This is a genomic window from Enterococcus sp. S183_ASV_20 (assembly GCF_018919685.1).
GTDB lineage: Bacteria > Bacillota > Bacilli > Lactobacillales > Enterococcaceae > Enterococcus > Enterococcus faecalis.
On the sequence record NZ_JAHLRI010000001.1, the window covers coordinates 194,203 to 207,714 of the forward strand.

Annotated in this window: 10 protein-coding genes and 1 pseudogene; 1 reads left to right on the forward strand and 10 read right to left on the reverse strand. The window is 36.2% G+C overall.

Annotated features, from left to right (window positions below; translation table 11 throughout):
• Positions 1-18: 18 nt before the first annotated feature.
• From KQI94_RS00960 to KQI94_RS01000, 9 genes and pseudogenes are all read right to left on the reverse strand, one after another.
• Positions 19-960 (reverse strand): hexose kinase, encoded by a 942-nt coding sequence (locus tag KQI94_RS00960; RefSeq protein WP_010706669.1) that lies wholly within the window; start codon positions 958-960, stop codon positions 19-21.
• A 15-nt stretch (positions 961-975) separates the two neighbouring features.
• Positions 976-1,971: a tagatose-bisphosphate aldolase gene (lacD, locus tag KQI94_RS00965; RefSeq protein ID WP_216454302.1), complete on the reverse strand. Its 996-nt coding sequence runs from the start codon at positions 1,969-1,971 to the stop codon at positions 976-978.
• A 22-nt stretch (positions 1,972-1,993) separates the two neighbouring features.
• On the reverse strand, positions 1,994-3,166 hold the full coding sequence (locus KQI94_RS00970; protein WP_002357242.1) for an SIS domain-containing protein: 1,173 nt from the start codon (positions 3,164-3,166) through the stop codon (positions 1,994-1,996).
• A gap of 11 nt (positions 3,167-3,177) precedes the next feature.
• Positions 3,178-3,909, reverse strand: coding sequence for a GntR family transcriptional regulator (locus KQI94_RS00975; RefSeq protein WP_002360115.1), 732 nt, complete (start codon positions 3,907-3,909; stop codon positions 3,178-3,180).
• A 385-nt stretch (positions 3,910-4,294) separates the two neighbouring features.
• Positions 4,295-5,197: a glycosyltransferase family 8 protein gene (locus KQI94_RS00980; RefSeq protein WP_002382420.1), complete on the reverse strand. Its 903-nt coding sequence runs from the start codon at positions 5,195-5,197 to the stop codon at positions 4,295-4,297.
• A complete protein-coding gene (locus KQI94_RS00985) occupies positions 5,187-6,032 on the reverse strand; it encodes a glycosyltransferase family 8 protein (RefSeq protein WP_002382422.1) in 846 nt (281 codons plus the stop codon). Before KQI94_RS00985 ends, KQI94_RS00980 begins: the two co-directional genes overlap by 11 nt.
• 500 nt (positions 6,033-6,532) lie before the next feature.
• Positions 6,533-8,594 (reverse strand): annotated as a pseudogene (locus KQI94_RS00990) (LTA synthase family protein).
• A gap of 41 nt (positions 8,595-8,635) precedes the next feature.
• Complete coding sequence (locus KQI94_RS00995; RefSeq protein WP_258865610.1) at positions 8,636-10,024, reverse strand: MFS transporter; 1,389 nt, start codon at positions 10,022-10,024, stop codon at positions 8,636-8,638.
• 381 nt (positions 10,025-10,405) lie between these two features.
• A complete protein-coding gene (locus tag KQI94_RS01000) occupies positions 10,406-11,260 on the reverse strand; it encodes a LysR family transcriptional regulator (RefSeq protein ID WP_002369254.1) in 855 nt (284 codons plus the stop codon).
• A 391-nt stretch (positions 11,261-11,651) separates the two neighbouring features.
• Here KQI94_RS01000 and KQI94_RS01005 point away from each other — a divergent pair, with 391 nt between their 5' ends.
• Positions 11,652-12,482, forward strand: coding sequence for an MBL fold metallo-hydrolase (locus KQI94_RS01005; protein WP_002369253.1), 831 nt, complete (start codon positions 11,652-11,654; stop codon positions 12,480-12,482).
• Positions 12,483-12,629: 147 nt separating this feature from the next.
• Here the strand turns inward: KQI94_RS01005 and sprE are convergent, their stop codons facing one another.
• Entirely contained in the window at positions 12,630-13,484 is an 855-nt protein-coding gene (sprE, locus tag KQI94_RS01010; protein ID WP_002369252.1) for a serine proteinase SprE, read from the reverse strand.
• Positions 13,485-13,512: the final 28 nt, after the last annotated feature.

Genomic DNA, 13,512 nt, shown 5'->3' on the forward strand with positions numbered 1-13,512 from the left:
CTAAATAAAGAAAGCTCTTTATTTAGCAATTTCGACTACTTGGATGTTCATAAGATGTTTCTTCACGTTCTCTACGTCTACATGCCCAGTCATTCTTTCTTGGGCATTAGCCATTCCAGCCGCCATGCCCCATTTTAGCAGTTCGGCAGCTGGGGCATCCTTGGCTAGTCCATATGCAAGACCAGCAATGGTTGCATCTCCTGAACCAACAGGATTTTTAGCTTGAATCGTTGGAATTTTTACACGATAGAATTGATCGTGATGTTTGGCAATTGCACCATCTTTTCCTAAAGATATGACAATCCATTCAATTCCCGCAAACATTGGTTTTGTTAAAGCTGTTTGTACAGCTGCTAATGGATTTTCTGAAAAATCTTGCCCTAGCAATCCTTCTAGTTCCTCTAAATTAGGTTTAATTAAATACGGTTTCCATGGTCCTTGAAGAACTTGCCTTAAACTATCACCAGAAGTATCTAGTAGCACTTTAACCTCTTGTGCGTGAGCTTTTTGAACTAATTCTTGATAAAAATCTGATGGTAATCCTTTCGCTAAACTGCCAGAAATTGTGACAATTTCTGCTTGCTTAATTAATTGATCGAAATTTTCAAGGAAGTTACTGATTTCTTCTGGGGAAACAGTTGGTCCAGCTTCTAAAATTTCAGTTTGATTCCCCTCGTGCAAAATCGCAATCGAATCACGTGTTTCTTCTTTGATTGACGTAAATGCTTGGGGGATGTTTGCTTTCTTTAACTCATTTGCAATAAACGCCCCATGAAAACCACCAAGAACGCCGGTAGCGATAACATCTCCACCTAAATCATGAATAACGCGAGTGACATTTAGTCCTTTGCCACCAGGGGTTTTGGTCACCTGACTGGTCCGATTAACGGTATCAAGCTTTAGATGATCTAATAGGTAGGAGATGTCAATTGACGGATTCATTGTTACTGTTACTATCACAGCTATGCCTCCCAATTACCCTTCGTTTACTTGAACTTTCGCATGCCAAGAGCTGGCGGTTGCTGCGATGACTTCATTTAAACTTTCAATGTTTTCTCGGCCTTCTGTTTTTAACCAATCACAAGCCGCAGTTTCTCCTACTTCAACGAAAGGTTTCACGCCATTTTTCCACGTAGCACGGCCACATAAAACACCATTAAATGTTGAACCAGCTTCTTTAGCGAAACGTAGTGTTTCTTGGAATAGCTCTGTTGAGACACCGGCACTTAAAAAGATAAATGGTAAATCAGTGGCTTGACTTTGTTCTAAGAAATAATTCGCCGCTTCCTCTTTTGTATACGCTGTTTCAGCCGGCGCAAAACCTTCTACAAAATTCATATTAACTGGAACTTCCACTTTCAATACATCTACTTTATATTGGGGTTTAGAAAATTCTTTCATCATTTCATTCACTTTATGCGGTTTAACTTTTGCATATTCTAAAGAAGTCGCATCTGCTATTTGTGCATCATAAGAAACTAATTCTAAGTAAAATGGTAGGTCTTCTTCTGCACATTCACTTCCTAAGCGTTCAATGAATACATGTTTTTGATGATTGATTTCTGGATCCTCATCCACATCATAGTATAGTAAAAATTTAATCGCATCTGCGCCTTCTTCTTTCAAGCGTAAAACAGACCAATCTGCTAGTAAATCAGGCAATCGTCCCGGAGTTGTTGCATCATAGCCCGTTTTTTCATAAGCGAGTAACAATCCAGCCTCGGTATCGCGTGCTTTTGCAGCAGGCAATCCATATTCTGGATCCAATAAAATGGCAGACGCATAAGGTGTCAATTCTTTCGAGACTAATTCTTTAAACGTTTCAATTTGTGCATCAGTTGGCTCTACATCTAGCGCTTTGATCATTTTTTTCAAGGCACCTCGTTGATCAATGGCTAATGCGCTAATGATTCCTTCTTGGGTTGACAAACGATCCATTGCCGCTTTTTTTCCAGCTGTTAACGTAAGCATAGTTCCTCCTCCAAATGTTGTATTATTTATAGTCATAAATCGTTACGCCTTTAACCACACGATTCACTGTACCTGTCGGTGAAGGGGTATCCGGTTTATTTCCAACTTTAATAGATGTTAAAAGTGCGACTGTTTGGGCTACCATGATATCTGCTAATGCTAAATAGCCATCAGGTAATAGAGCAGTTTCTGCGGAATATTCAATAGTTGAACCTGAGAAATTACGTTTGCCAGGTTGAGCAATCGCAAAAACACCCGCCGCAATTTCGTCACCGTGAACTTCTTCTAAGATATCCAAGTCATAATCTCTTGTGTATGGTGTATTATTAACAAAACCAAACATTATTGTTTTTTCATTAATAAATGATTTTGGTCCATGACGGAAGCCCATAGAAGAGTCAAAAATTGTGGCAACTTTGCCGGCTGTTAGTTCTAAAATTTTCAATTGCGCTTCTCTTGTCAAACCAGCTAAACTTCCAGAACCAACATAAACAATGCGTTCAAAATCAAGGTTAACAATTTCATTTAATTCTTCTTCACGGGATAGCACTTCTTCACCTAATTTAATTAGAGCGGTTACATAATCTTGTTTTTGCTCAAAGGCTGTTTGATCAAAGAGTAGTAATGTACCCAAAGTCATGCAAGAAAAGCTACCAGTCATCGCAAAACCACCATCATTGGAACGTGTTGGCATTAAGAATAAAAAGCTGTTTTCTTCTTTTTGACTTATTTGTGCTAGTTGTCCTTCTTCGGCACAAGTAATCGCTAAATGATGAATTGTTTCGACCACTTGATTAGCTACTTCAACTGCCGCTAAACTTTCAGGACTATTTCCACTTCTTGCAAACGAAACTAACAATGTTGGTTCGTCTTTAATCAAATAATCTTCTGGTTTGGCCACAATATCCGTTGTCCCAATACTTTCGAATGAAAAGGCTTGTGTGTCGCCGTGTGCTCGGAGATAAGGTACAACCGTATCACCGACATATTGCGAAGTCCCTGCTCCTGTAAAAATTACTCTTGTGCGTTTTCCTTGCGCTTTGGCCTGGACTTCTTTTAAAAAGTTTTCCAAAGCTGTTTGATTTTCATGATAAAGTGTCACGGTTTCTTGCCAAAGCTCAGGTTGCTGACGAATTTCACGTGTAGTGATTTCCGCTCCTAGTTGTTCTAGTTCTTCTTTTTCTGCTGTAAACATACTTAACTCTCCTAACTATTCCGAATATGGCGTATCTGATAATGAAATTGATCTGCTCGCGCCACACTCAACGTAAATTCAATAATTTCATTTTTCATGTTATATGTCTGGCGTGCTAAATGAAGGACTGGCGCTCCTTCCGGAATCATCAATAATTTGGCATCTTCTTTTGACGCAATGCTAGCGTATAATTCTTCATCAGCTAAACGAACGGTTTGCTTAAAATCTTCCGAAAATAGATCATATAATGGTTTGCTACGTAGTAATTGATCCGTGAGTGATAAGAAAAATTTCACAGGCAAGTATGTGTCTTCAACCATTAATGGCTCGTTATCAGCAATCCGCAACCGACTTAATTTAAAAACTGCCTCTCCTAACGAAAGATTCAAATGCTGACAAATAAATTTATCCGCTTCCAATTTTTCGAAGGATAATATACGGGTATGTGGTTTTCGACCCAGCCCTTTCATTTGTTCTGTAAAACTATATGCGCCAGCTAAATCAGCGGCCTCTTTTTTTATATCTGAAACAAATGTTCCTTTGCCATGACGACGATAGATGGAACCTCTATTTTCTAGTTCTTGTAGCGCTAACCGGACCGTCGTCCGACTCACTCCATATTGTGCAGTCAATTCACGTTCAGAGGGCAACTTGTCATGAGGAATCATGCATGTTTCGATTCGTTCCTGCAGCAAATCAACAAGTTGATGATACAAAGCTTTGTTTTTAAAGGCATTTTCCATAACTTTCTCCTTTACCCTAACTGGTTATAACCACAAACCAATAGTACGGTGGTTTTTTTTATTTTGTCAATAAAAAGTATTAATAAATATCTTCATACCGCTATAACCTTGAAATGATAACGTTTACATTTTTTTATTTTTCTTTATTGTAATATTTTTTTCCTCAAGAAATCATTTTTTTATAAAAAACCATCCTTAAATATGATACCAGTTGCTGGCTTTATTTTAAATAGACAAAAAAGAGTATGAGACAAAAATCACTTTAGATTTTTGTCTCATACTCAAAATCTGAAAAACAGTTCGATCCCGACTTCTTCGTTTCTATTGTTTGGTTCTGGCAACAACTAACAAGTAACTAATTTTACGAAATCCATGACAATATTCATTATTGAGCATATTCAATCCTTCTACTAATTTTCGTATAAGATAAATATTGATTGAATGTGTTGACACAACGAAAGGCCGTCCTATTCGCATATTGATCATAATAACGCTTGGTATACCACTGAAATTCTTTCGTCCAAGGTTTGACATGGCCAGTAAAGTGGATAATGGATGGTGCTCTTCTCGTTTCTTCATATTGTTTTTCTCCATAAATAGTTGGATGTTTTTTCGCTTTTGACAGAATATAACCTTGGGCGTTCCACTTAGGATGCAACAGGGTCCAACGGTCGTGTAAAACCGCATTCAATGCATCTTGATCATGGAAACGTAATTTATCTGGATTTTCTTCAATAAATCTTAAGACTTTAGTGGTTACATCTAAATTCAACCATTTTTTAACATCGATTAGCAACAAGCCTGAGTTAAAATAACACATAGATTCTGCAGGAATCGCCATTTTTTCCAAACGTTGATGGAACCCTGCATCTTCCACAGCGGCGATGATATTTTCACCTAAATCAACTGTCCATAATTTTGCGACATCATCTAAGGCAATCATGTCACAATCCATATACAACAGCCGTTCGATCTGGCTTCCTCTAAACAGCTCTGGAATAGCAATCCTGTAGTAAGCTGTTTTGGGAATTCGTTCACTGGTTACAACATTTTTGAAAAAATGGGGGTTGATTTTTAAAAATGTTAACTCTGCATTGATTTGGGTATGTTTAATCGTAAAATACAGTAGTTGCTTGCTTTCAAAATTGATATTGTCATCAATCACATAAAAATGAACAGCTGCCGCTGAAGGACTATTTTCTAAAATTGAAACAAACATAGCAGCAAGATGCGGTACAAAGTTGGTATTGCAACAGGAGACAATCGCTAATTCTTTTCTATTTTCCATTTCTTGCACCTACTTTCTTTAACTTGTTTAGATAAAGAGCTGTATAAGGATGATTTTCTAACGTATTCCAAGGTTTATCGTGTCCAGTAAAATGAATAATCGCTGGCTCTTGATTTCCCGCTGTATATAATTTTTGATAGGCTTCATTAGGCGCTTCATGACGATTAAAAACTAAAGACGTCTGCATATTCCATCTTGGTTCTAGAGCTAGCCAATCTTCATAAAGAACAGCGTTTAAAGCATCTTGATCATGATAAACTATGCGGTCCCCATTTTCTTCTAGATACTGAATTGTTTTTTGGGTGATTGCTTTCTCGTTCCATCGGTCAATATCAATAATCATAACTCCTGAATTAAAATAATAATCGGAGGAATGGATGCCCAAACGTTTCAAGGCATATGCTTGACCAGGATCAATAACCGCGCCAATCGTTTGGTTCACTAATGGCGTATCATACAACTGGACAATATCATCTAAAACCAGCGTATCTGCATCTAAATAAAGAACCTTTTTATAGCTATATTTTTGTAAAAGTGACGGTAAAGAAATGCGTAAGTATGCGGTCGTTGTAATATGATCACTCACTAAAAAATTTTGATAGACTTCTTTGTCTGCTGTTAGAAATTCAACAGTTGCATTTTGTGAGTTACTACTAACCGTTTCTCGGAGTGCTTTTTTGCTAGATAGCGACAGCCCATCATCAATCACATAAAAATGAACAGGTCTCTCCGCATGACAATTTTCTAAAACAGTTGTCATCATTACATTCAAATAAGGAGCATAATTTTCGTCTGAAGCTGTCACAATTGGCACAATCTTCTGATTTTTTCTCATCAAAACCACTCTCCTCTTTTATTTTTATAGCTAAGTTCCTATTCAGAATAGGCCCTGAAAAACTTATCTGCAAATCACATGCTCATTATTTTATAATATAATTATAATAAAAATATATTTTATGGCTATAAAATAATTTTGTTTTCCGTTAACAACTATTAAAAAAACAACATTTCTCTTACTTTATCCTCAATAATACTATTTATTTAATACTTGTTTTACTAATTTTTTTATCTAAAAATTCGCCTGTTGTATTTTCTGTTGATGATAATTTTAAAATGTACAGCGAAACTTAATATAAATTCTAAACTGACTTCTTACTCAATAAAAGAGCGAAAGAGCCTGGGACAAAAATCACTTTGGATTTTTGTTCCAGGCTCAAAACCTGATAAATGGCGAGAACAGAACCAATTCCTTCGAAAATAAACGGTTCTGTCCTGACCTCCTTCACTTCATATATGATTCTCTTTCCCTTCCAAAAATTATCCTTCTTAAATGATCTATGGCGTAGTCGGATAATTTTGGACTGTCGTTTGATTGCCATTTTGACTAAACAAGCTAGTTGATTGTGCATTTTTTTGTTTTTCTACTTCTAAGACTTTGTTTTTTTCAAAAGCTACATCATAGTTGTAGTCCTTTGGTTGCACTTCTTGGAATCCTTGTGGTTTATAAAAACGTAAAAGGTTTTCCTGATTTAATTTGTCAGATAAACTTAACGATTTTTTCACCCAATCGTTATCTTTCGTGACTTCTGCTTTTAAATCTGCTGGAACTTGGTCTAATTTTTTCCCTTGATTATTGTAGATTTCCCCACCTAGATACGAAAATTGAGGCGTTACAAAATCGCCATTTCTAAAAGGAACCACTTGTTTATATTGAGGAGATAAAAGGTCCGTGCCAAAATGGATATAATTTTTATCATCGACACCTAAAAGATGGTACAGTGTCGGTAAAACGTCAATTTCCCCACCATATTCGTGCATGATTTTCCCTTGCGTATAGCCTGGCATGTAAAACATCAAAGGTACTCTTTGCAATTGCGCATTGTCATAGTTTGTCCACGTTTTTGGATCGCGGTTGAAAGCTTTACATAAGTCCTTGTTGTTCGCATCTGAAATACCGAAGTGGTCACCATAAATAACAAAAATAGAATGATTGTATAAACTTGTTGTTTGCAAGTAATGGAAAAATTGTTCTAGCGATTGATCCAAATAGTGCGCTGTTCGAACATAATCATCCACAATCGAATTGCCTGTGTTCAATTTAGGAAACGGGAAGTTTTGGTCATCCGTATAATAAGGGGTATGATTGGTCACAGTTAAAAACTTCGCATAGAATGGCTGCTGTAAATGTTCAAGCTCACTAGCTGATTCACGCAACAATTGTTTATCTAAAATACCGTAACCTAGCATTTTGTCATCTTTTGAAAAATATGACCGATCAAAAAAGTATTGATATCCTAAGTTTTTATACACATGGTCTCGATTCCAAAAACTCCCCACATTTCCATGGAAAACAGCGGTTGTATAGCCTTTTTGTCCTAAAACTGCGGGAGCCGCTTCGAAAGTATTGTCTGATCCTAATTGTGTAAAAAGAGAGCCTTGCGGTAACCCGAATGTTCCTGTTTCCAACATGTTCTCCGCATCACTCGTTTTTCCTTGCCCTACTTCATGAAAGAAATTATCAAAACTGATTGTCGCTTTGTTTTGATAAAGCTGATTTAAAAACGGTGTAACCTCTTGGCCTTGGACTTTCATATTAATCAAAAATTGTTGAAAACTTTCTAAATGAATCACAAATACATTTTTTCCTTTGGCAATCCCGGCATACTGTGGATTAAGCGGTAAATTGTTTTGCTTGGTAAATTTCATGATTTCAGGTAATTCGTTTGAACTAGCTTCTGCTCTTACCTCATTTGACATGGCTGTTTTGACACCATCGATGGCTGTGAATGCATCCAAGCCAAGATATTTTACAATAATAATTACGGTCAAAAATTCTTTGAAGCAATTGAGGACGATCGGTTTCGCTTAAAAATAAGTTAACCGAAAAGAGCAAGACACTTAAACAACTAATTGAGATCGCCAATCTTCTGTTGATAGGTTTGGTCACAAAGACTTGATGATTCCGTCGCTGTTTAAAAGAGTAAAATACCAAAACGAGCAGCACTAAAGTATCTAGCCAATAAAAGACATCGTGGACCCTCATTAAGGCAAGTAAATCACCAGAAATTCCTTCTGAAACTTTTGAAAAGCCAAAAACAGATTGGATGGTAATAAAGTCAGTGAATTCACGATAAAAAATAATATTCAAATATAAAATTAATGTATTTAAAACATTTAAAAGAGTTAAGCTAAGCATAAATGTTTTATGCTTTTTAAAATACAAACTAAAACCAAATAATAACAGCGTAGTAGCAACTGGATTGAACCATAAAATTTCTCGCTGGAGACTGCCCTTAACACCCAATGAGAAATCTAGGTAATACGCCAGAATCGTTTTTGCCCAAAAGAGTAAAACAAAAAATAAAAAGAGTCCTAATCGGTTATTTATTTTTTTCATCTAAGTTTGTCTTCCTTTCCCTTCAAAAAAATCTTGATTTGTTAAAAATAAAACCTAACTCTGCGCAATGACTTTTTCGCTAGCGGAGAATTGGATAAATAACTTAAAAAGATAATCGCAATGGCGCAACATCCAAATAAAAGCCATACGTTTGTAAAAGGTGTTCGAGTAAGCGAACTAGTAATAGGCTTTGTAATTAAAAGACTTGGTAGCGCCACCCCTAAAGAATTGCCAATTTGCTTACATGTCACCGCAATGGCTGCTGCAATTCCTGACTGAGAAAGTGGCATTCCTTCAATCGCTGTAATGGTAATCGGTGAATTTAACATCCCAAACCCAATGCCTAAAAAGATATAAATAATAAATAAAATAATCATAGGCGTTGTTTTAGTTACAAATAATTGTAAAAAGCTAACAGCCAACATTGAAATACCACAAAGCATAATAGGACGTTTCGTCCCTATTCTCCCTACCATTTCGCCGGCTCTCGGTGCAACAAGAAAACTAACAAAAGCCAAAGGAATGGTTGATAAGCCAGCTTCCAACGGGCTGAAGCCTCTCATCTCTTGCAAATATAGCGTGTTTAAAAATAAATAGCCGTTATATATGATAAAGCCAAAAATAGCTAAAAAAGAAGCCGATGTAAATGGAATAGATAAAAAGAAACGCGGGTTGATTAACGGATTGTCAATGTTATATTCATAAATAAAGAAAATAACAATGGCTAAGCAGCCGATTATCCCAGTACTTAAAATATCTGGCGCGAAAAGCCCTTTTCTAGGTAGTCCGATAATGGAATAGATAGAACTAAATAGAAAAAGAATCATCAATGCTTGACCAACAAAATCATTTTTCACCGTCTTCTCTACTTTTGACTCAGGTACAAACTTTTGTGTAAGGATGATTGCCGCAGCAATGATCGGTACATTTACAAAAAAGACATACCGCCAGCTAAAATAAGAAACAATCAGTCCACCAATAATCGGGCCCATGCCTAAGGAAATCCCTGTAACAGAGCCCCACAAGCCAATTGCTTTCGCTCTTTCTAACTTTTCGGTAAATACCTGTGTAATAATAGACATTGCTACCGGATTTAACATAGAACCACCAATCCCTTGCAACATGCGAAACGCGATCAATTGCCCTGGGGTTTGCGAAATCCCACATAGGAAAGACGCTAAACCAAAACAGGCTAAGCCCAATTGAAGGACTCGTTTACGGCCAATTCGATCTGCTGTAGACCCAGACAACAATAATAAGGATGCTACCATTAAAGTGTAGCCATCTGTTACCCACTGTAATGTAGACAGATTCGTGTGAAAATCACTTTGAATGGATGGTAACGCCACATTGACAACCGTAACATCCATGGTCACTACAAACAAACTCATGCAACAAGTATACAAAATAACTTTTTTTCTATCGATCATAAAAACAGTCCTTTCTAGCAACTACATAAAACAGGAAAAGCAACAATGACACTTAAACTTCTAACGACACAGTTATCGCAAGTACTCACGTATCAACAGTTCTTTATATTCCTTGCCATTTAGTTATTTTATATTTAAAAAAGTAAATCTTTAGATAGCCAAACTATACACCAGAACCCCTTTAAATTGAACCGTAATAGATACGATTTATCGATTCTTAAGTTATTAAATAATTGAACATTCTGTTCAGAAATATCGAACAGCCCCATAATTGAGCATCTCTTTTAAACAATGAACAACAAAAATAGCCTTATCCGCAGCAGAAGTAAATCTAAGCGAATAAAGCTATTTTTGGTAACTATTCCAAAGTAATTTTAATGGCTAAGTCTCTAGCAACTTTTGTAAAGTTGCCTTGATTTGACCAGGTTGGACAAAAACCGAACTGGAAACATTTCGGTATAAATAAAATTTTTGTTTTCGTTCAATCGGTAAAAAGAAGAGTTTAGAATCAATTTCCTGCAGTTGTTCTTTCCGAAGAGAGATCACCGCATAAACTCCTTTACTTTTTTCAATGAGACGAGTAAGCATCAACGTATCGTAGCAACAAACAAGCGGACTTGTTAATTGCAACATTTCTAGCACACTCTTGGTAGCTTCTAAATGATCTAAGTGATGCGGCAAAAATAGAAATGGATAGTTGGTCAAACAGCTGAAGCCTTCTTCCTCAATTTCTTGTTTAATTTCTCTTGAAACACAAAGATACATTTTTAGTTCAATTAATTGTTCTTTCTTTAAAACTGGACTATTCACATCTGCAGAAGTAATCACAAAATCCAACTCATGATTCTCCAATTTATTCAATAACTCAAACGATGAACCATGGTAACATTCCCAAAAACGATTCAGTTGATCCTCATTTTCTGTCACTTTATACATCAAGGACGTATTTCCAAAACCTAAACGCATCACTGGATTCTCAATCATTTCATGCAAATTAAGTTTCATTTTCTTAGCCTCGTTTAAAATGATATATACAGATTGGACGATTTTATCACCATAGGAATTTAACGTCAAAGAATTACCGTTACGGTTAAAAAGTAAATGGCCCAATTCACTTTCCAAATCTTTTAATGACGCACTTAAGGTTGATTTACTAACATGGAGTTCAGAGGCTGCTTTGGAAATACTATTATATTTTGCAATGGTATAAAAATATTCTAATTTTTCAATAGTCATCTTTTGTCATCCCTTTTATTCAAATTCATTTGCCCACGCAACCTGTTCAAAACACGCCTCACTCTTTATCAATAGCGTAGTTATTTTTGCTCTAATAAGCTATGTCCATCTTGTTATTTTTCTATAACTAATAGCAGATGGATATGAAAGTGCCTTTGGTAAAACTTTTTTTCGGAAATAGTACGAGCATTCGCAGTAAATTCAGCTTATCAAAAAAGGCGTCTAGCTTTTTCTATTTTACGCATATTTACTTAAAAAATTCCATTTCAATTCTTCTCTAAAAAAGGTAAGATGGACACAACAAATGTTTCAGTTTCCATGCCCATTTACTTTAAGGTTCAGCGTTATCTACTAAGTATGAAGAATGTCAAAGAAAGGTTAGGTACTCCCAATGAAAATCAACTATTTAGGCACGGGTGCAGCAGAACGGATTCCAGGAATTTTTTGTAATTGTAAATTATGTAAGTACGCTCGAGAGAAAAAAGGACGAGAAATTCGTACACAAACTCAATTAATTATTGATGATGTCCTGCTGATTGATTTTCCAGGGGATTCTTATTTACACCTGTTGCAGTACGACTTGTGTTTTGCAGACTTTGACTCTTTACTAATCTCTCATTGGCATTCCGATCATTTTTACGGCGAGGATTTGGCTTATCGAATGTCTGGTTATGCATTAGATATTCCCAATCGTTTAACTGTTTATGGAAATGAAGCAGTTAAGACGTTTTATCAGCGCGCCTTTGATTTAGAAGGTCGTCAAGACGATACCCGATTACATTATCAGGTTATTCAGCCCTACAAATGTTTTACTATTGCGAACTATACGATTTATCCCCTTCCTGCACAACATGGAAATTTCAGTGAAGATTGTTTTATTTTCGTTATAGACGATGGTAAAGATGCTTTTTTATCCACCCATGATACAGGTTACTTTACGTCAGAAATGTTTGAATATCTTGAAAAGAGCCACTTACTTCTTAGTATTGTTTCTTTAGATTGTACTAGTCAAACAAACGAAACTGGCAATAGTCATATGAATTGGGAAGAAAATTTAAAATTAATTGCAGAATTAAAAGAAAGAAAACTCGTCACAGATAAAACGATTTACGTTGCCAACCATTTTTCTCACAATGGCGGCTTGTCTTATGCGGAGATGGCGGCTTTATCTCAAAAGCATGAAATCATTACGAGTTATGATGGTTTAGAAATACTAACTTAATCGGATTATTTGCCTTCTTTTCAGCACTATTATATGCTTTTAACCGATAATTACAAGGTACTTTTATCGTAACTTACACTATCTTAAAAAACAAAAATACTCGAGATTTCCCGTGATTCTGGAAATTCCGAGTATTTTTATGGTTCTTTACGCTGCTGGCACAGCGGATAAACGTTTATTTTCTTCTTCATTCACTCGATTAACAATAAAGTTATAATTCACTTCATTTAGTCTTTGACCATGATTTCCTGTTTGCTTAATGCCGCCATTGGAATGAACACCAACTACTTCAACCTGATCATTATAGATTGGTGAACCAGATTGACCGCCGGTTGTATCGATATCATAAAATAGTAATGGATTTTCTAAGTCTGTAAAGTTAGATGTAAACAAATCATTTTCATGAGACCATTGTGTGTGGTTTTTCTCACCTGGATAGCCTGATATTGTGACATGGGTATCTGAAGATTCAAACTTTTTCAAAACAAATGGCGTTAAAATTTCTCCCAACTCTGGGCCATCTGGACGATCGTTTTGTTTGCCGACAGTCACTACCGCAATATCCGCATTCGGGGAAAAAGCTACATCAATCACTTTGAATTTGCCAAATGGTGTCGCACTGCCATCTCGACCTGGATAAAACCAAGCATCATCTTTGGCATTCGGATTTAATACTTTGGCATTCTTAAAACTTTCAGCCACATGATTATTGGTGACAATTGTATTGGTTCCAACAACAAAGCCTGTTCCTAAAGAAATATAGCCTGGTTTACTGGCAGGGGAAATGATTCTTCCGATTGACGCAAAAGGCGCTTCGGTTGTATCTGCCACTTCTTGTCTTCTGTCCTCAGGGTCCAGTAACGATCTTTTTTGTCGTGAATGACTTTCGGCAGGAACGATATACTCTTCTGCATTTGCAGACAAGCTAAAACCGGCGATCAAAGTTACTAAAATCAGAAACAAAAAACCAGCACTAATTTTTCGTATGGAGAACTTTTTCATAAGATTATGCCACTCCTTATCCATTTTT